Source organism: Streptomyces sp. TRM64462 (genome assembly GCF_013362995.1).
GTDB lineage: Bacteria > Actinomycetota > Actinomycetes > Streptomycetales > Streptomycetaceae > Streptomyces.
In genome coordinates this window covers 1-18,971 of sequence record NZ_JABWDV010000357.1, presented here as the reverse complement: position 1 = coordinate 18,971, position 18,971 = coordinate 1, and the positions used below count along the sequence as shown (strand labels likewise).

Genomic DNA, 18,971 nt, shown 5'->3' with positions numbered 1-18,971 from the left:
GTTTTCTTTGCGCTGTCCACGGCTCTACGGCTCTACGGCTCTACGGCGCCGGTACGAGCCCGTCCGCGACCAGCCCGGCGAGAACCGCCTCGCCCAGGGCGTGGACGGCGGACTGCGGACGCACCATCACCTGAACTCCTTGATCCGGCCGTCGTCGGCGAAGTGGAGCAGGTCGATGCCGTGTATCCGCCGCCCGTTCACGGTCGCCCGGAAGAGCAGCACGGCGGACCGGGCTGCGCTGCCGTCGACGCTGGTCTCGGCCGTGCCGTCGCACTCCCCGACGTACCGGAAGTCCTCGAACGTGCGCGGCAGCGACACCACCTGGACCCGTCCGCTGCCCGCCCCCGCCGCACCACCCCCGGCCGGCCTGCGCGCCGCCGCCGGCGAACTGCGCTGGGCGGCCGCCTTCCTGGGCACCTGGCTGGGCCGCCGACTGCGCGGCCGCTCCTCCGGCGACGGCCGCACCGCCAAACGCCCGGACCTCCTCCCCGTCACCCCCGCGTAGGCCCGGGCGGACAGACGGCGTACACAGGCCCGGGCGGCCGGACGGCGTCGCACAAGGCCCGGGCGGGCAGACGGCGTCACACAGGCCCGGCGGACGGACGGTCACCGACGGCCGTCCCTCCGCCGGGCCGCTCCTCAGCGCACCCGCGCCCGCAGCTCCATCGCGGTCCGCGCCGTGCGCTCGTCCTCGTACACCTCGCACATGTGGCGCCCGTCCGGCGTCGCCGTGTGCTCGACCTCCCACACGCTCATCTCGCTGCCGTCCAGCAGCAGGAACGCGTGCTCGTACAGCGAGAAGCCCGCGTCCTTCCCCGCCACGCTGCACTGCCGCCCGAACACCTGCTGGATGTGGTGCGCGAACGCGCCCCGCAGCCGCGCCGCGACCGCGTCCCCCGGACGGTCCGCGTTCTCCGCGCGCCGCAGCACGCGGCGCGCGTGGTCCGCCGAGTCGTCCGGCACGTACATGCGCGGCGCCGGCGCCGGCGGGCGCGTCAGCAGCGCGCTCAGCAGCTCCAGGTCCGCGTCCAGGTCGTCGTCCAGCGGATCGGCCAGCCCCACGGCGTCCGGGAAGCCGAACGCCTCCGACAGGCGGGCCGCGGCCAGCCGCACCTCCGCCTTGTCCGCGTACAGCTCATGATGGTCCCGGCCGTCCGCACCCCGGTGGTGCACCAGCTCCCACAGCGTCAACGACGCCCCGTCCGCCAGCAGATACGTATGACGGTACGTCGCGCGGTGGAGCGCCGCGCTGTGGTGCGAGGCGTGCAGCGCACTGGCGTGGGCCAGCGCCGTGCGGAGCCGCTCGACCAGGGCATCGGGCAGGTCGAAGGAGTTGAGCGCCCGACCCAGGAGCCGCTCGACGTGCTGCTCCGTGGTCTCGTACGGATCGTTCCGATCGATCGGATCGTTCAAGATGGGTCTCCAGGCCGTCGCCGCGTGTTACTCGATGCTTGCTCAAGGTAGTGCCTCGGTACGACAACGCGTCCGGCTTCCAGGAAACGAAGGGCGCACGGAGCGAGTTCCTGCGCGCCCCCGGCTCCGCCGGTCAATGCCTCGCTCTCGTACGCCAGTTCATACCCGGCAGCGGGCCGTAGAGCCCCCGGTACGAAGGGAAGTCCCCGCCCGGCCCCGAGACGGCGTCCGCGGCCAGCACCGCCCGCACGATCGCCCGCGCCACGACGTCCGCGCTCGCCGCGAGCACCGCGTTGAGGGCCAGCGGGTCGCGCCCCTCCGTGAGCCGGCGTGCGCCCGTCGCGAGCGTGAACACCGTGTCCCCGTCGTTCAGCAGGTGCACCGGCCGCACGGCGCGCGCAATGCCGTCGTGCGCCGTCCCCGCGACCTTCTGCGCCTGGGCCCGCGTCAGATCGGCGTCCGTGCCCACGACCACCAGCGTCGTGTTCATGGGCGGCATGCCGCTGCGTTCCCGCGCCTCCGCGAGCCGCACCGACGCGGCAGCGTGCACCTCCGGCTCCGGGTACGCGAGCCGCCCCGCACCGCCCTCCGCCGCGAAATGCGCGTCGCCGTACGCCCCGTACAGCACCCCCGTCGCCGGATCGACCGGCGAGCCGACCCCGTTGGCCACCACCAGCGCGGCCACCGTCACACCCGAACCCTCCAGCACGGTGCTCGCCGTCCCGACGCCACCCCGCAGCCCGCCCACGACCGCCCCGGTGCCCGCGCCCACGGAGCCGCACTCCACGGCCGTACCCGGCCGGGTCGCGGCGGCCGCCTCCACCGCCGCCCGGCCGGTCGCCGCGTCGGGCCTGGCCCGCCAGTCGCCGCCCCGCCCCAGGTCGAACAGGCACGCCGCCGGAACCACCGGCACCACCTGGGTGGGCCCCGCTCCCACTCTCACCCCCCGCCCCCGCTCCTCCATCCACCCCATGACCCCGGACGCCGCGTCCAGCCCGAACGCGCTGCCGCCCGTCAGGACCACGGCCTCCACACGCTGCACCAGGTTGCGCGGGTCCAGCGCGTCCGTCTCGCGCGTACCCGGGCCCCCGCCCCGTACGTCCACGGCCGCGACCGCCCCGCCCTCCGGAGCCAGCACCACCGTCGTCCCGCTCAAGGCCCCGTCGCCCGGCACCCGCGCATGCCCGACCCGAAGCCCCGCCACATCCGTCAGCCCGTCCAGGGCACCCGCGACACCGACACCGTCGTCCATGCCCCCTCCCTAACACGCCCACCCCCCAACGGGACACCCACCCCGCCCCTTTCCCGCCGCCGACCCCCATGCCCGCCCCCGGGGGGCCCACCCCCCCCAACCCCCCAGGTCCCGCCCCGCCCTCTACCCCGCCCCCGCCCTCGCCACCACGGATTCCCGGGGCGCCATGCGGGCCGTCAGGGCCAGGCCCGTGGCTACCGCCGCGGCGGCGACCAGGCCTGCCGCCAGGACCGCCCAGTGGCCCGCGAACGTGCAGAGCAGGACGCCCAGTGCCGCGCACGGCAGGACGAGCTGCTGGGCGATGCCCACCTTGAAGTACCGCGCGTGCAGCACCCACACCAGCAGCAGGAACAGCGCCGTCGGCAGCGTCACCGCCGCCGACGCGGCCCTCACCGAGATGTGCGCCTCTCCGACGGCCTGCTCCACCGCCACCTCCAGACCCGCGCCGATCGCCGCGGCCGACGCGAAGATCAGGTAGTGCCCGTAGCCCCACAGGAACCCCTCCCTGTTGGAGCGGAGCCGGGAGTGGGCGGGGACGACGAAATAGATCCACCAGGCGGAGAACACCAGCAGCAGCCCGCCTGCCGCGATCGGCAGCAGTTCGTCGAGCGCGTCGTTCTCCTCAAGGCCCGACTTGACCGCCACCGTCGCCGCCGCGATCGTCTCGCCGAGCACGATGATGGTGAACAGCCCGTACCGTTCCGCGATGTGGTGCGCGTGCCAGCTCGTACTGAAGTGCCGTTCGGCGAGCATCGGCACCGACAGCTCCGCGAGCGCCATCACCAGGAACACCCAGGGCAGTACCGACTCCGGCGTGAACAGCAGGGCCGTCCAGCCCACCTGGCAGAGCAGCACCCCCGCCGCGTACCGCAGCGCCATCGTCCGCTCGGCGCCCGACGCGTGCCGGGCCGCCCGCAGCCACTGCGAGGCGAGCGCGACGCGCATCACGACGTAGCCGAGCCACACGAAGAAGAAGTCCCGCTCGGTGAACGCGTCGGAGATGCCCGCCGCCAGGATCAGTACACCGGCGATCTGGACGAAGGTCACCAGACGGTAGAGGGCGTCGTCGTTGTCGTACGCCGAGGCGAACCACGTGAAGTTCATCCACGCCCACCAGATGGCGAAGAAGGCCATCGCGTAGCTGAGGACGCCCTCACCGGCATGGTCCTCCGCCACGGCGTGCACGAGCTGGATGCCCGCCTGGGCGACCGCCACGACGAAACACAGGTCGAAGAACAGCTCGAGTGGTGTCGCGGCGCGGTGTTCCTGGTCGCGGTCCCGCGACACCAGGGGCCTCAGGGGCCGCGCTGCGGGTGTCGGGTGTGTCATGGACCACAGCACAGCAGAGGGAGCGCGAAGGAGCCGCCGGACGCGCCCGTCAGCCTTGCACCGGCGCTGCCCGGCGAAGGCCCCCGCGGGCCCGAGCGGGCCCGCAGAGCCGCCTCCGGCAGGGCCACCACCGGCTGAACACGCGGCTCGGAGCGGCGTACGCTGAATGTATGAGCACCGCCCCCACCCCTGGCCCGCGCGCCTCGAAGCCCCGGCCCGGCGACCGGAAGAAGCCGCCGGCGCTGATCTTCGACGATCCGCTGGACCAGCCGTCCGCGGACGATACGGACCGCGGGTGGGGTGAGCGGGCTCCGGGCGGCGACGGTCCCGCCGAGGATCTGGCGCGCTTCCTCGACGAGAAGCCGCCGCACCACCTCTGAGGAGGAGCGGCCGTCAGCTGCGGACGCCCGCGCCGGCCGTCTCGCCGCCGCGCTGCTGAACGAGCGTGTCCCGGATCTCCTTGAGGACCTCCAGCTCGGTGACCTCCAGCGTCTCCTTGACGCTCTCCAGCTCCTTGTCGCGGGCGTTGCGCCGCGCCAGGTACTTCGCCATGGGCAGCACCATCAGGAAGTACACGACGGCCGCGGTGATCAGGAAGCTGAGCGTGGCGCTGAGGACGGAGCCCCACAGGATGGTGACACCACTCGTGACCTCGCCGTTCGTCACCACACACGGGCCCTTCAGGCACGCCTGGTAGCTGTCCAGGTTCTGGGTGCCGAAGGCCCCGACGATCGGGCTGATCACGCCCTTCACCACGGAGTTGACGATGTTGGTGAAGGCGGCGCCGATGACCACAGCCACCGCCAGATCGACCACGTTCCCCCGCATCAGGAACGCCTTGAAGCCTTCCAGCAGGCTCGTCCTGTTCTCCTGGGTCACCACGGTGCCTTTCGTCGACGCATGTGCATTGGGCGCAGCCATTACGCCCCGCATGGCGCGCGGCCGTCCAATCCGTACACACGGACCGGTGACTCACCTGGCCGTCCGTGCGACTCAGCACAGCGTCACCGCCAGACTGGAGGTGGCGGCCGCCATGGCCAGATCCGTCGCGGTCGCCCGTGGCACCGCCAGCACCACCAGCGCCCCACCACCGCCGCCGGCACCGGCGAGGGCACCAGCATCAGCGTCCTCGCCGTGACCATGGCCGCCCTCCGGGCGGGGCACATCCGTCACCCGTACGCCGGCCGCCACGACCCGCGCCTCCGGGCCGCCGTCGGGCGGCATCCCCGTGGCCACGGGCGCGGCGATCACGTCCACGCGGTCTCCCGGCCGCAGCAGCCGCACCGTCTCACCGTCCGCGATCCGCACCGGAGCGGACACCAGTTCCACCGGCCGCGCCGTCACAGCCACCGTACGGGGCGCCTCCGCCCCCGGCCGCCGCTCGGCCACCTGCGCCGCCGGCTCCACCGGTTCACGGAACCCCGACGCGGCCAGCGCCGCAGCGGTCATCGCCAGGCCGGCCGCCACGGCCCGCCGCCTGCGCCGCACCGCCCGCCGCAGCCGGTACCGCCCGCCCCGCACCCGCAGCGGCGCGAACTGCGGCACCGCACACCTCTCGGGCACGAACGAAGGCGCGAGGGAAGGCGCGAGCGAAGCAGCAGGAGCAGCAGAAGCAGGAGCAGCAGAAGCAGGAGCAGCAGAAGCAGGAGCAGCAGAAGAAGGAGTGGGCGTGCAGGAGTGCATGGTCGTCACCGCCTGTTCGTGAGGAACGCCGCCGGCCGTCCGCCGACGTCCCTCACTCTCCCGTCTTTCCGTCCTCCCCGCCGGAGCCTGTGGACCACCGCCCACCTGGGGAAAACTCCCTCACCCCCATGAGTGGAGAAGCAGCCGAGGCCGCGCCGCGCCCGCGCTCGGTCCCGCTTCCGCTCCCGGTCCCGCTAAGGCAGCTCGATCCCCAGGTCCCAGCCGTCGTGGGCATGCGTGCAGAGGCAGGCCCGCGCATCCGTCTCCGGCAGCGCGCCCACCGCGTCGAAGAGCACCGCGCGCAGCCGCTCGACGTTCTCCCCGAACACCCGCAGCACCTCCGTGTGCGAGACGCCCTCGCCGGTCTCGGCGCCCGCGTCGAGGTCCGTCACCAGGGCCATCGACGTGTAGCAGAGGCCCAGTTCCCGGGCCAGGACCGCCTCGGGGTGGCCGGTCATGCCGACGACGGACCAGCCCATGGCCGCGTGCCACCGCGACTCGGCCCGCGTCGAGAAGCGCGGGCCCTCCACGACGACCATCGTGCCGCCGTCCACCGCGGCCCAGTTCCGGCCCTGCGCGGCCAGCAGCGCGGCCTTGCGCCCGTCCGGGCAGTACGGGTCGGCGAACGTCGTGTGGACGACGTTCGGCACCGTGCCGTCCGGCAGCGGCTCCCCGTCGAAGTAGGTCTGGACGCGCGACTTCGTACGGTCCACCAGCTGGTCCGGCACCAGCAGCGTGCCGGGCCCGTACTCCGCGCGCAGCCCGCCGACCGCGCACGGTCCGAGGATCTGCCGCACGCCGACCGAGCGCAGCGCCCACAGGTTGGCCCGGTAGTTGATGCGGTGCGGCGGCAGCCGGTGTTCGCGGCCGTGCCGGGGCAGGAAGGCGACCCGGCGCCCGGCGATCTCGCCGAGGAACAGGGAGTCGCTGGGGCTGCCGTACGGGGTGGGGACCTCGACCTCGGTCACGTCCTCCAGGAAGGAGTAGAAGCCGGAGCCGCCGATCACGCCGATCTCTGCGTTCGTCGTCGCCATGCCGCTCACCCTAGACGCGGCCCGTCCCGGACGGGGACCGGGCCTCCACGGACGCCTGAGGCCCCGCCGTACGGAACGGCAGGGCCTCAAGGACGAAGACGGGCAGCGCTCCGCCGCTCAGGCGGCTCCGCCGCTCAGGCGGCCGAGCTGCTGCTGCCGCTGCCGCCGCCGCTGCTCGACGCCGCGGGCTTCGCGTCCGACGACGAGGACGAGGACGAGCCCGACGAAGACGACGAGCCGGACGAGGACGCCGACGCGGAGGACGAGGACGAGGACTTCGCCCCGGCAGGCGAGCTGCTCGACGACGCGCCACGGCTGTCGTTGCGGTAGAAGCCGGAGCCCTTGAAGACGATGCCGACCGCCGAGAACACCTTCTTGAGGCGTCCCTGGCAGCTCGGGCACTCGGTCAGGGCGTCGTCGGTGAACTTCTGCACCGCCTCGAGGCCCTCGCCGCACTCGGTGCACTGGTACTGGTAGGTCGGCACTTGTCTTCCTCCTGGCACTCTCACTCGATGAGTGCTAACGACGAACAATAGTGACGCATTCCGTCGCGTCAGTCCACCGTCACCGGCACGCGGTGACCGATGCCACGCGCCACGGTCCGTGCCGTGGGTAGCCCGGCGGGCCGCGCCGCGAGCCGCGACCGCAGCGCCACCAGGGTGACCAGCGCCAGCGCCGTACCGCCCAGCGGTACGAGGAACCCGGCGGCCGAGCCGTACCCGTCCGCGAGCCGCCCTGCGGCCGTCACGGCGGCGGCCTGGCCCAGTGCGACGGCACCGGTCAGCCAGGTGAACGCCTCCGTACGCGCGGACGCCGGCACCAGGGACTCGACCAGGGTGTAGCCGCTGATCAGCGCGGGCGCGATGCACAGGCCCACGACCAGGCCCAGCGCGCCGAGCAGCGCCACGGACTGCGCCGACCACAGCAGCGACGCGGCCACGGTCAGCGCCGCGTACCCGACGATCAGGCGACGCCGCGGGCCGGTCTTCCAGGCGATCGCGCCGACGGCGATGCCCGCCAGCATGTTGCCGGCGGCGAACAGGCCGTACAGGAGTCCGTTGGCGCCGGGGTTGCCGATCTCCTCCGTGAACGCGGTCAGCGAGACCTGCATACCGCCGAAGACCGATCCGATGCCGAGGAACGCCACGGCCAGGACGCGGACGCCCGGCACCGAGAGCGCCGACGTGCGCGGCTGCCGCGCGGCGGCGGCGTCCAGCAGGCCGTGGGCGGGCTGGGTGCGCTTCTGGGCGGCGAAGAGGAGGCCGCCGGCCAGGGTGAGGAACGCCTCGGCGACCAGGCCGGCCGCCGGGTGGACGCCGGTGCACAGGGCGGTCGCCAGGACGGGGCCCACGACGAACGTGAACTCGTCGGTGACGGACTCGAAGGCGGCGGCCGTCGACATGAGCGGTGAGCGCCCTGTCGCGCCGCCCTGCGGGCCTTCCAGCTTGGCCGCCCAGCGGGCCCGAACCATGGGCCCGACCTGCGGTACGGAGGCGCCGCTGGGCACGGCGGCCGCGAACAGCGCCCACAGGGGCGCGCCGGCCAGCGCGAGCGCCGTCAGCAGGGAGACCGACGCGGTGTGCACCAGCACACCCGGGATCAGGACGGCGCGCTGCCCGAAGCGGTCCGCGAGCTTGCCGCTCTGCGGGGCGAACAGCGCCATGGAGACGCCGGTGACGGCCGCGACGGCGCCGGCGGTGCCGTACGAGCCGGTGGTGTGCTGCACGAGGAGGACGATGCCGATGGTCAGCATCGCGAACGGCTGCCGCGCCGCGAAGCCGGGAAGCAGGAACGTCCATGCGCCAGGGGTGCGCAGGAGCTGCCCGTATCCGGGACGCTTCATCGCGTCAGAGGTGACCGTGGATGCCACGGCCCGTGCCTTTCTGCCGCCTGGTAGCGCTCCCCTGGGTGTCGGGAGCCGCCGAGAGCTGTCCTCTTGCGCGGAAGCGCGGTAGATACCGGAGCCCCGCGGATGGGGAGACTCGGCCGCCATACGGTCGCGCCAGCTCTGCATCAGGCAGAGTTGGTCGATCAGTGTGCCTTCATGCTACAGGGAGAAGCGCCTGCGGTGCCTGTGAAATAGGCGACGCGTAACGCCACTGGCCTCCGATTCCGGCACGCCTCGCCCGCACGGCGCCCGCGAGCCGCCCGCAAGGCACCCGCGAGCCGCCCGCAAGGCCTCCGCCCACCCCTCGCCCGCAAGGCGCCCGCAAGGCGCCCGCAAGGCGCCCGCAAGCGCCCAACGTCTAAGACGCCCCGCCCGTTCCCAGCCAGCCGGCCAGCTTGCCGCCGCGCCCGACGGCCCGCAGCCGCCGTTCTGCCGCGTCCCGCACCGGGTCGGTCGCCACGACCAGCAGTTCGTCGCCGCGCCGCAGCACCGTCGCGGGGGACGGCACGAAGCTCTTGCCGTCCCGTACGACGAGCGTGACCGCTGCCCCCTGGGGCAGCCGCAGCTCCGCGACCTCGACGCCGTGCATCTTGGACCGCTCCGGGATCGACAGCGACAGCAGATGCCCGCGCAGCCGCTCCAGGGGCGCCGACTCGACCCCCAGGTCGGTGGCCTCGGCCCCGTTCCCGAGCCGCAGCAGCTTCGCCAGCCAGGGCAGCGTCGGAGCCTGGACGAGCGTGTACACGACGACCAGCACGAAGACGATGTTGAAGACCTTCCGGCTGCCCTCGATCCCGGTCACCATCGGAATGGTCGCCAGGATGATGGGTACGGCGCCGCGCAGCCCGGCCCACGACATCAGCACCTGCTCCTGCCAGGCGATACGGAACGGCAGCAGGCTCAGCAGGACCGACACGGGCCGTGCCACGACCGTCAGGACGAGCCCGATCGCCACCGCCGGCCAGAAGTCCTCCAGCAGCTCGTGCGGCGTCACCAGCAGCCCGAGCAGGACGAACATCCCGATCTGCGCGATCCAGCCCAGTCCTTCCGCGAACCCGCGGTTGGCGGGCTGGTGCGGCAGCCTGGCGTTGCCGAGGACCACGGAGGCCAGGTAGACCGCGAGGAAGCCGCTGCCGTGCGCCAGGGCCCCGGCGGCGTACGCGGTGACGGCGATCGCCATGACTGCGATCGGGTACAGGCCGGAGGCCGGCAGCGCGACGCGCTTCAGTCCGTACGAGCCCAGGAACCCGACCGCGAGGCCGATGGCGGCGCCGATGGCCAGCTCCAGGGCGATCTTCCCGACCAGGAAGTACCAGCTCTCGACGGGTCCCGCCGTGGAGAAGGCGACCACCAGGATCACCACGGGCGCGTCGTTGAACCCGGACTCGGCCTCCAGCGTGCCCGTCACGCGCGCGGGGAGGGGCACTTTCCGCAGCACGGAGAACACGGCGGCGGCGTCCGTCGAGGAGACGACGGCGCCGATGAGCAGCGCCTGCCGCCATTCGAGTCCCACCAGGTAGTGCGCGGCGGCCGCCGTGATGCCCACGCTCACCGCGATGCCGACGGTGGCGAGTACGGACGCCGCGGGCAGCGCGGGTCTGATCTCCTGCCACTTCGTGCCCAGGCCGCCCTCGGCGAGGATCACGACGAGCGCGCCGTATCCGATGACCTGGGTCAGCTCGGCGTTGTCGAAGGCGACGTTGCCGATGCCGTCCTGGCCGATGGCGACACCGATGCCGAGGTACAGGAGCAGGCTGGGCAGCCCGCTGCGGGACGAGACCCGCACCGCCACGACGGCGACGAGCAGGACGAGCGAGCCGATGAGCAGGAGTTCGTTGAGCCGGTCGACAGTCAGGGGCGGATCCTTCCAGGTACTGGCGTGACGGTATGTGAGCTAAACAAGGCATGTGGGGATATGGCTGGCCGTGCGGTGTGGATCCCGTCAGCCGGTACTTCGTTACCTTACCTAATCTTTAATGCTTCCTTGACGCTTGAACCGCGGCGTCTCAAGGACCGGGACTCCTGCCGGGACTCCTGCCGGGACTGCTGCCGGTACGCGTCCCGGTACGCCTCCCGGACTCCTGCCGGTGCACCCCCGGACGCCGTGAGCACCGGGCAAATGCCTCCTTACTGACACCGAGTCCGGGCCCGATGGGCGCTGCGCCTATGGTTGCTCCCAGCACTCCAGGATCAAGCCTGCGCCTCGAAGGACAGCGATGCCCGCCAACACCACCGTCTCTTCCACCAAGAAGAAGGGGCGACGTGCCCGCTTGCTCGTGATCGCCCTGGTGCTGGCGCTTGTCGCGGGCGTCGGCTACGGCGCCTACTGGGGCGTCAGTACCGTGCGGGCGCCCTTCCCGCAGACCACCGGGACGCTCCAGCTGCCCGGCCTGTCCGGCCCCGTCGACGTCAAGCGCGACGCGTACGGCGTGCCGCAGATCTACGCCTCCACCGACGAGGACCTGTTCCGCGCCCAGGGCTACGTCCAGGCGCAGGACCGCTTCTGGGAGATGGACGTGCGCCGGCACATGACGGCGGGCCGCCTCTCTGAGATGCTCGGCGAGGACCTCGTCGACACCGACGCCTTCCTCCGTACGCTCGGCTGGCACCGGGTGGCGCAGGAGGAGTACGACACCAAGCTGTCCGAGGAGACCAAGAAGAACCTCCAGGCGTACACGGCGGGCGTCAACGCGTACCTCAAGGACAAGAAGGTCCGCGACATCTCCGTCGAGTACTCGGCGCTGTCCTTCGTCAGCGACTACACGATCGAGCCGTGGACCCCCGTCGACTCGATCGCCTGGCTGAAGGCCATGGCCTGGGACCTGCGCGGCAACATGCAGGACGAGATCGACCGCTCCCTGATGATGAGCCGGCTCAGCGAGAAGCAGGTCAAGGAGCTGTACCCGGACTACCCGTACGACCTCCACCGCCCCGTCCTCGACGGCTTCAAGGCGCCGGGCGACGGCAAGAGCGACGAGGACGGAGAGGACGGCGAGAACAGCGAGAACGGCACCGGTACGGGCACGGGCACGGGCACGGGGACAGGAACTGGCACCGGTACGGGGACAGGCACCGGCACCGGCACGGGCACCGGCACCGGCCTCCAGAACGGCACACGGGGCGCCGAGAACGGCTTCCAGTCGCAGCTCGGCGCCCTCGCCGAGACCCTCGACCGGATCCCCGCCCTCCTCGGCCCCAACGGCCACGGCATCGGCTCCAACTCCTGGGTCGTGGACGGCGACCACACGACCACCGGCAAGCCGCTCCTGGCCAACGACCCGCACCTCTCCCCGCAGCTCCCGTCCGTCTGGTACCAGATGGGCCTGCACTGCCGCGCCGTGACCGAGAGCTGCCGCTACGACGTGGCCGGCTACACCTTCGCCGGCCTCCCCGGCGTGATCATCGGCCACAACCAGGACATCGCCTGGGGCTTCACCAACCTCGGCGCCGACGTCACGGACCTCTACCTGGAGAAGGTCACCGAGGGCGGCTACCTGCGCGGCACCAAGGAGGTGCCCTTCGAGACCCGCGACGAGGTCATCAAGGTCGCCGGCGGCTCCAGCCGCACCATCACCGTCCGCACCACCAACAACGGCCCCCTGATCTCCGACCGCAGCAGCGAGCTGGAGAAGGTCGGCCAGAAGGCGCCCGTCACCCACGACGCCCCCGACCGCGGCGACGGCTACGCCGTGGCCCTGCGCTGGACCGCGCTCGACCCGGGCACGTCCATGGACGCCGTCTTCAAGCTGAACCGCGCCAAGGACTTCAAGGGCTTCCGCGACGCCGCCCGCGACTTCGAGGTGCCGTCCCAGAACCTGATCTACGCCGACGCCCAGGGCAACATCGGCTACCAGGCGCCCGGCAAGATCCCGGTCCGCGCCAAGGGCCACGACGGCACCTTCCCGGCGCCCGGCTGGAAGCCCGCGTACGACTGGAAGAAGAGCTACGTCCCGTTCGACGACCTGCCGTTCGAGCTGAACCCGAAGCGCGGCTACATCACCACCGCCAACCAGGCCGTCGTGGACGACGCCTACCCGCACCTCCTCACCAAGGACTGGGGCTACGGCTCGCGCAGCCAGCGGATCAACGACCTCATCGAGGTGAAGATCAAGGACGGCGGCAAGATCTCCACCGACGACATGCGCACCATGCAGATGGACAACAGCAGCGAGATCGCCAAGCTGCTGACGCCGTACCTGCTGAAGATCGACGTGTCCGACCCGTACGTCCGCGAGGCGCAGAAGCTCCTGGAGGGCTGGCGCTACACCCAGGACAGCGACTCCGCGGCGGCCGCCTACTTCAACGCCGTCTGGCGCAACGTCCTGAAGCTGGCCTTCGGCAACAAGCTCCCCAAGGAGCTGCGCGTCAAGGGCGAGTGCCTCAACGTCGCGCCGGTCGACCCCAACGTCCCGGAGGACCAGCGCAACAAGCTCGTACGGGAATGCGGCCAGCGCGCCGCCGACCAGGCGCAGCCCGACGGCGGCGACCGCTGGTACGAGGTGGTGCGCCCGCTCCTCAAGGACGAGAAGAACGCCTGGTGGCAGACCCCGGCCACCCGTACGGAGGACGCCACGCAGACCCGTGACCAGCTGCTCGCCCGCGCCATGGGGGACGCCCGCTGGGAGCTGACGGCGAAGCTCGGCAAGGACATCTCCACGTGGAGCTGGGGCCGCCTGCACCAGCTCAACCTGGAGAACCAGACCCTCGGCACCGAAGGCCCGGGCATCGTGAAGCACCTGCTCAACCGGGGCCCGTGGAACCTGAGCGGCGGCGAGGCCGCGGTCAACGCCACCGGCTGGAACGCGGCGGGCGGCTACGAGGTCGTCTGGGTGCCGTCGATGCGGATGGTCGTGAACGTCGGCGACTGGGACAAGTCCCGGTGGATCAACCTGACCGGCGCCTCCGGGCACGCCTACCACCCGCACTACACGGACCAGACCGAGAAGTGGGCCAAGGGCGAGCTGCTCGACTGGCCGTTCAGCCCGCAGGCGGTCGACCGGAGCAAGGCCGACCACCTGGTCCTGAAGCCGTAGACCGGTCCTCCTAAGGGTGGCCGTACAAAACGGCCGCCCTTAAGGCGCCGGAAAACGGTGGACGCCCTCCGGCGTCACCACTGCCTGTACGGGGTGGTCGTGCGGCTCCTCCGGGACCCGCGCGACCACCTCGTGCGCGTAGAGCAGCACCACCAGCGCCGGCCCGGCCCCCGCGCGCGTGAGGCGGGCCAGGACGCGGTCGTACGAGCCGCCGCCCCGCCCCAGCCGCACGCCCCGCCCGTCCACGGCGAGCCCCGGCAGCAGCACCGCGTCGGCGTCCACCACCGCGTCAGGGCCCAGCCGCTCGCCCGACGGCTCCAGCAGCCCGAACCTGGCGGGTACGAGCGTCTCGGGCCCCTCGTACACCGCCCAGTCCAGGTCGTTGTCCGGCAGCAGCACCGGCAGCAGGACCCGTACGCCCCGCGCGCGCAGCGCGTCGATCAGCGCGCGCGTCCCCGGCTCCCGCCCCACGGAGACGTACGCGGCGACCGTCCGCGCCTCCGCCAGCTCGGGCAGCTCCAGCGCCGCCTCCGCGAGAACCGCCGCGGCCCTGCGGACGTCCTCACCTGTCAGCAGGGTCCGGGCGGCGAGCAGTTGGTTCCGCAGGCCCGCCTTGTCCGGCACGCCTGCCGCCTCCACGCTCCCCGCCGTACCGTCCGTACCGCCCGTACAGCCCGTGGCGCTCCCCGCCGTACCGCCCGCCACCTCGTCGGATTCCTCGGACACGTCGCCTCGCAACCTCTCGTATGCGCTTACATAGGGAGGAAGTTAACCAAAGGCTCATCTTCCGCCCATACCGACCGGATAGGGTGCTCCGCATGACTCAGTCGCACCCCAGGATCAGCAAGGCTGTCATCCCTGCCGCAGGGCTCGGCACGCGGTTCCTGCCTGCCACGAAAGCCACTCCCAAGGAGATGCTGCCTGTCGTCGACAAGCCCGCGATCCAGTACGTGGTGGAGGAGGCCGTGGACGCGGGGCTCCACGACGTCCTGATGATCACGGGCCGCAACAAGCGGCCCCTGGAGGACCACTTCGACCGGAACTACGAGCTGGAGGAGGCCCTCTACCGCAAGGGCGACCGCGAGCGGCTCGACAAGATCAAGGAGTCGAACGACCTGGCGACCATGCACTACGTCCGCCAGGGCGACCCGCGCGGCCTCGGCCACGCGGTGCTGTGCGCCGCCCCGCACGTCGGGAACCAGCCGTTCGCCGTCCTCCTCGGTGACGACCTGATCGACCCGCGCGATCCGCTGCTGTCGCGCATGGTGGGGGTCCAGGAACGTGAGGGCGGCAGCGTCGTCGCCCTCATGGAGGTCGACCCCGCGCAGATCCACCTGTACGGCTGCGCCGCCGTCGAGCCCACCAACGAGGCCGACGTCGTCAAGGTGACCGACCTCGTCGAGAAGCCCGAGCCCGCCGACGCGCCCAGCAACTACGCGATCATCGGCCGGTACGTCCTGGACCCGGCCGTGTTCGGGATACTGCGCGAGACGGAGCCGGGCCGCGGCGGCGAGATCCAGCTCACCGACGCCCTGCACAAACTCGCGACCGACGAGCGGACCGGCGGCCCCGTCCACGGCGTCGTCTTCAAGGGCCGCCGCTACGACACCGGGGACCGCGGCGACTATCTTCGGGCGATTGTCAGACTCGCGTGCGAACGTGAAGATCTGGGACCGGAGTTCCGTAGCTGGCTCCGGCGATACGTCACCGAGGAGATGTAGGCCCTGTGAGCACTGTGCGTACGACCTGGTCGGTGGACGAGCACCTGGACGACGTCCTGGCCTCGATCCGCCCGCTCGACCCCATCGAGCTGCAGCTGCCCGACGCCCAGGGCTGCGTCCTGGTCGACGACGTCACGGTGCCCGTCGCCCTGCCGCCCTTCGACAACAGCTCCATGGACGGCTACGCGGTCCGCGTGGCCGACGTCGCGGGGGCGAGCGAGGAGTTCCCGGCGGTCCTCACCGTCGTCGGCGACGTCGCGGCGGGCAGCGGCGAGCCGCCCGAGGTCGGCCCCGGCCAGGCAGCCCGCATCATGACCGGCGCCCCCCTCCCGCCCGGCGCCGAGGCGGTCGTCCCGGTCGAGTGGACCGACGGCGGCAGCGGCGGGGGAGCGGCCACCACGATGCGCCCCGCGGGCGCCGCCCCCGAAGGCGCGAGCGGCGAGGTCCGCGTCCACCGCCCGGCCGAGGCCCGCGCCCATGTACGCGCGCGTGGCAGCGACGTCCAGGCTGGCGACCTGGCCCTCGCGGCGGGCACGGTGCTCGGCCCGCCGCAGATCGGCCTGCTCGCCGCCATCGGCCGCGGCACGGTCCGGGTCCGCCCCCGCCCGCGCGTGGTCGTGCTCTCCACGGGCAGCGAGCTCGTCCAGCCCGGCGAGGTGCTGGGCCCCGGCCAGATCTACGACTCCAACAGCTACGCCCTGGCCGCCGCCGCCCGGGACGCCGGCGCCCTCGCCTACCGGGTCGGCGCCGTCACGGACGACGCGGACAGCCTCCGCGCCACCATCGAGGACCAGTTGGTCCGCGCCGACCTGATGGTGACCACGGGCGGCGTCAGCGTCGGCGCGTACGACGTCGTCAAGGAGGCCCTGTCGGCGTCCGCGGAGAACGACGGCGCCGGCGGTGGCGGCGGTGGCGGCGTCGAGTTCCGCAAGCTCGCCATGCAGCCCGGCAAGCCCCAGGGCTTCGGCACCATCGGCCCCGACCACACCCCGCTGCTCGCCCTGCCGGGCAACCCTGTCTCCTCGTACGTGTCGTTCGAGCTGTTCGTCCGCCCCGCCATCCGCACGCTCATGGGTCTCAGGGACGTCCACCGCCCCCGCGCGCGTGCCGTGCTCTCCGCCGACAAGCCGCTGTCGTCGCCCGCGGACAAGCGCCAGTTCCTGCGCGGGACGTACGACGCCGAGGCGGGTACCGTCACTCCTGTGGGCGGTGCCGGTTCGCACCTGATCGCCGCCCTGGCGCACGCGGACGCGCTGCTCGTCGTACCGGAGGACACCACGCGCGTGGAGCCGGGCAGCGAGCTGGAGGTGGTTCTCATCGGCTGAACCGGACCGTCGGGAAGTGCCGCCGTGGCGGTACGGTGTCTGCCGCCGTGCCGACAAGACAACCGGCGCCAGAATCGCGAGGCGGAGTGCAGTGAGTACGCAAGGCAGCCTGACCCACATCGACGAGGCGGGGGCCGCCCGCATGGTGGACGTCTCCGCGAAGGACGTCACGGCCCGCACCGCGCGCGCCAGCGGACGGGTCCTCGTCTCCCCGCGCGTGGTGGAGCTGCTGCGCGGCGAGGGCGTCCCCAAGGGCGACGCGCTCGCCACCGCCCGGATCGCGGGCATCATGGGCGCCAAGCGCACCCCGGACCTGATCCCGCTGTGCCACCCGCTCGCGGTCTCCGGCGTGAAGCTCGACCTGACGGTCGCGGACGACGCCGTCGAGATCACCGCGACCGTGAAGACCACGGACCGCACGGGCGTCGAGATGGAGGCCCTGACGGCCGTCTCCGTGGCCGCCCTGACGGTCGTGGACATGGTCAAGGCGGTGGACAAGGCCGCCGTCATCACCGACGTACGGGTGGAGGAGAAGACGGGCGGCAAGTCCGGGGACTGGAGCCGGGCATGACGCCCGCGCCGACATACCGCGCACTGGTCGTCACCGCGTCGAACCGGGCGTCGGCCGGCGTGTACGAGGACAAGGGCGGCCCGGTCATCGCCGAGGCCCTGAAGGCGCTGGGCTTCGCCGTCGACGGCCCGCAGGTCGTCCCCGACGGCGACCCGGTCGAGGCGGCCCTGCGCGCCGGCGTCGACGCCGCGTACGACGTCATCCTCACCACGGGCGGCACCGGCATCTCCCCGACCGACGCGACACCCGAGGCCACCCGCCGCGTCCTCGACCACGACATCCCCGGCATCCCGGAGGCCATCCGCGCGTACGGCCGCGACAAGGTCCCGACAGCCGCGCTGTCCCGCGGCCTGGCCGGCGTCGCGGGCCGCACCCTGATCGTGAACCTGCCGGGCTCCACCGGCGGCGTACGCGACGGCCTCGCCGTCCTGGAGAAGCTGCTCGTCCACGCGGTCGACCAGCTCCGCGGCGGCGACCACCCGAGACCGGCGTCATGAACCTCGCCTGGCCGGCGGTCCTCGCGGACGGCGACGTGGTCCTGCGCCCCATAAAGGCGCGCGACCAGAAGGCGTGGCGCGAGGTCAACCGGCGCAACCGCGACTGGCTGCGCCCCTGGGAGGCCACCGTCCCGCCGCCCCCGCCGGGCTCCCCGCCCGCCCAGCGGCCCACGTACCGGCAGATGGTCCGCCATCTGCGCGCCGAGGCCAACGCCGGCCGGATGCTGCCGTTCGTCATCGAGTACCGGGGCCGGCTGGTCGGGCAGCTCACGGTCGCCGGGATCACCTGGGGCTCGATGTGCTCCGGGCACGTCGGCTACTGGGTGGACCAGGATGTCGCGGGCCGCGGTGTCATGCCGACGGCGGTGGCGCTCGCCGTCGACCACTGCTTCCGCGCGGTGGGGCTGCACCGGATCGAGGTCTGCATTCGCCCCGAGAACGTGCCGAGCCGCCGCGTCGTGGAGAAATTGGGATTCCGCGAGGAGGGCCTGCGCCCGCGCTACCTCCATATCGACGGCGCCTGGCGCGACCACCTCGTCTTCGCGCTGACGGCGGAGGAGGTCCCGGAGGGCCTGGTCCGCCGCTGGCACAGGTCGCGCCGGGAACACCAGACAAAATAATTCACTTGTTCGAATTCGGGGGTTCGCCGACCACAATCGATCTGAACAATCACAAAAAAAGTCAGTGATATCAGCCAGATCGTGCGACACACCGGCCCAATTGGCCGATGGGCTCACGCGAACACCTCTACCGTGTGAGACGTGAGCAGCAGCGGCCTCATCTACGCAGTCATCGTCGGAGCCTGGGCCGCCTACCTGGTGCCGATGTGGCTCCGCAGGCAGGACGAGCTGAACGAGGCTCGACCGACGGAACGCTTCAGCACCGCCATCCGGCTCCTGTCCGGACGGGCGGGGATGGAGCGCCGGTACGCCAAGGAGCTGCGCGCCCGCGGCGCCGACGAGGACTGGCGGGTGCCCGACGTGGACCCGGACGCCGAGACCGAGCAGATCGACTCGGTCGACGTCCGGGCCTTCGCCGCGCCCCCGGACCACACGGAGGCCCGCCTCGAACTCCCGGACGCGCCCCCCGCGCGCGCGAGCGACCGCACACCGGACCGCGCGGCGGACCGCGCCTCCGGCCGCGCGACGGACCGCACCGGCGCCCGCACACCGGCACCCGACACCGACCGCGCCGCCGACCGTGTCACCGACCGCGCCCCCGACCG

At 72.4% G+C, this 18,971-nt stretch carries 17 protein-coding genes and 3 pseudogenes; 9 read left to right on the top strand and 11 right to left on the bottom strand.

Annotation, left to right across the window (positions count from 1 at the left end):
- Positions 1–40 precede the first annotated feature (40 nt).
- A pseudogene (locus tag HTZ82_RS19725) lies at positions 41–312 on the bottom strand (nuclear transport factor 2 family protein); the annotation flags it as partial.
- On the opposite strand from HTZ82_RS19725, the pseudogene HTZ82_RS19720 reads away from it, so the two are divergent.
- Positions 308–505: pseudogene (locus tag HTZ82_RS19720) on the top strand (SGNH/GDSL hydrolase family protein); the annotation flags it as partial. The pseudogenes HTZ82_RS19725 and HTZ82_RS19720 sit on opposite strands and share 5 nt — an antisense overlap.
- A gap of 134 nt (positions 506–639) precedes the next feature.
- Here the strand turns inward: HTZ82_RS19720 and HTZ82_RS19715 are convergent.
- From HTZ82_RS19715 to HTZ82_RS19705, 3 genes are all read right to left on the bottom strand, one after another.
- Positions 640–1,413: a DUF6227 family protein gene (locus tag HTZ82_RS19715; RefSeq protein ID WP_175410745.1), complete on the bottom strand. Its 774-nt coding sequence runs from the start codon at positions 1,411–1,413 to the stop codon at positions 640–642.
- A gap of 133 nt (positions 1,414–1,546) precedes the next feature.
- The gene (locus tag HTZ82_RS19710) at positions 1,547–2,665 is read right to left on the bottom strand and encodes a P1 family peptidase (protein WP_175410744.1); all 1,119 of its coding nucleotides are present in this window, start codon (positions 2,663–2,665) and stop codon (positions 1,547–1,549) included.
- A 123-nt stretch (positions 2,666–2,788) separates the two neighbouring features.
- On the bottom strand, positions 2,789–3,994 hold the full coding sequence (locus tag HTZ82_RS19705) for a low temperature requirement protein A (RefSeq protein ID WP_175410743.1): 1,206 nt from the start codon (positions 3,992–3,994) through the stop codon (positions 2,789–2,791).
- Between the two features lie 170 nt (positions 3,995–4,164).
- Between HTZ82_RS19705 and HTZ82_RS19700 the strand changes: the two genes are divergently transcribed.
- A complete protein-coding gene (locus HTZ82_RS19700; protein WP_175410742.1) occupies positions 4,165–4,374 on the top strand; it encodes a hypothetical protein in 210 nt (69 codons plus the stop codon).
- 13 nt (positions 4,375–4,387) lie between these two features.
- On the opposite strand, the gene mscL is transcribed toward HTZ82_RS19700, so the two are convergent.
- From mscL to HTZ82_RS19670, 6 genes are all read right to left on the bottom strand, one after another.
- Complete coding sequence (gene mscL, locus HTZ82_RS19695) at positions 4,388–4,915, bottom strand: large conductance mechanosensitive channel protein MscL (protein ID WP_217624354.1); 528 nt, start codon at positions 4,913–4,915, stop codon at positions 4,388–4,390.
- A 72-nt stretch (positions 4,916–4,987) separates the two neighbouring features.
- Positions 4,988–5,539: an RcpC/CpaB family pilus assembly protein gene (locus tag HTZ82_RS19690; RefSeq protein ID WP_309235573.1), complete on the bottom strand. Its 552-nt coding sequence runs from the start codon at positions 5,537–5,539 to the stop codon at positions 4,988–4,990.
- Positions 5,540–5,871: 332 nt separating this feature from the next.
- Complete coding sequence (locus HTZ82_RS19685) at positions 5,872–6,711, bottom strand: S-methyl-5'-thioadenosine phosphorylase (protein WP_175410741.1); 840 nt, start codon at positions 6,709–6,711, stop codon at positions 5,872–5,874.
- 134 nt (positions 6,712–6,845) lie between these two features.
- Positions 6,846–7,196, bottom strand: a complete 351-nt coding sequence (locus HTZ82_RS19680) for an FmdB family zinc ribbon protein (RefSeq protein WP_175410740.1) — start codon at positions 7,194–7,196, stop codon at positions 6,846–6,848.
- Positions 7,197–7,264: 68 nt separating this feature from the next.
- Complete coding sequence (locus HTZ82_RS19675) at positions 7,265–8,554, bottom strand: MFS transporter (RefSeq protein WP_217624352.1); 1,290 nt, start codon at positions 8,552–8,554, stop codon at positions 7,265–7,267.
- Between the two features lie 403 nt (positions 8,555–8,957).
- Complete coding sequence (locus HTZ82_RS19670; protein ID WP_175410758.1) at positions 8,958–10,454, bottom strand: potassium/proton antiporter; 1,497 nt, start codon at positions 10,452–10,454, stop codon at positions 8,958–8,960.
- Between the two features lie 361 nt (positions 10,455–10,815).
- Between HTZ82_RS19670 and HTZ82_RS19665 the strand changes: the two genes are divergently transcribed.
- A complete protein-coding gene (locus HTZ82_RS19665; RefSeq protein WP_175410738.1) occupies positions 10,816–13,632 on the top strand; it encodes a penicillin acylase family protein in 2,817 nt (938 codons plus the stop codon).
- Between the two features lie 39 nt (positions 13,633–13,671).
- Here the strand turns inward: HTZ82_RS19665 and HTZ82_RS19660 are convergent, their stop codons facing one another.
- The gene (locus HTZ82_RS19660; RefSeq protein WP_175410757.1) at positions 13,672–14,256 is read right to left on the bottom strand and encodes a 5-formyltetrahydrofolate cyclo-ligase; all 585 of its coding nucleotides are present in this window, start codon (positions 14,254–14,256) and stop codon (positions 13,672–13,674) included.
- Between the two features lie 194 nt (positions 14,257–14,450).
- On the opposite strand from HTZ82_RS19660, the gene galU reads away from it, so the two are divergent.
- From galU to HTZ82_RS19630, 6 genes and pseudogenes are all read left to right on the top strand, one after another.
- On the top strand, positions 14,451–15,353 hold the full coding sequence (gene galU, locus HTZ82_RS19655) for a UTP--glucose-1-phosphate uridylyltransferase GalU (RefSeq protein ID WP_175410737.1): 903 nt from the start codon (positions 14,451–14,453) through the stop codon (positions 15,351–15,353).
- 5 nt (positions 15,354–15,358) lie between these two features.
- Positions 15,359–16,678 carry a gephyrin-like molybdotransferase Glp gene (glp, locus tag HTZ82_RS19650; protein WP_175410736.1) on the top strand — a complete coding sequence of 440 codons (1,320 nt, stop codon included), beginning with the start codon at positions 15,359–15,361 and terminating at the stop codon, positions 16,676–16,678.
- Between the two features lie 91 nt (positions 16,679–16,769).
- A complete protein-coding gene (gene moaC, locus HTZ82_RS19645) occupies positions 16,770–17,249 on the top strand; it encodes a cyclic pyranopterin monophosphate synthase MoaC (RefSeq protein WP_175410735.1) in 480 nt (159 codons plus the stop codon).
- Positions 17,246–17,746, top strand: a complete 501-nt coding sequence (locus HTZ82_RS19640) for a molybdenum cofactor biosynthesis protein B (RefSeq protein WP_175410734.1) — start codon at positions 17,246–17,248, stop codon at positions 17,744–17,746. Before moaC ends, HTZ82_RS19640 begins: the two co-directional genes overlap by 4 nt.
- The gene (locus tag HTZ82_RS19635; protein WP_175410733.1) at positions 17,743–18,366 is read left to right on the top strand and encodes a GNAT family N-acetyltransferase; all 624 of its coding nucleotides are present in this window, start codon (positions 17,743–17,745) and stop codon (positions 18,364–18,366) included. The genes HTZ82_RS19640 and HTZ82_RS19635 overlap by 4 nt, the downstream gene beginning before the upstream one ends.
- 141 nt (positions 18,367–18,507) lie before the next feature.
- Positions 18,508–18,971: pseudogene (locus HTZ82_RS19630) on the top strand (hypothetical protein); the annotation flags it as partial.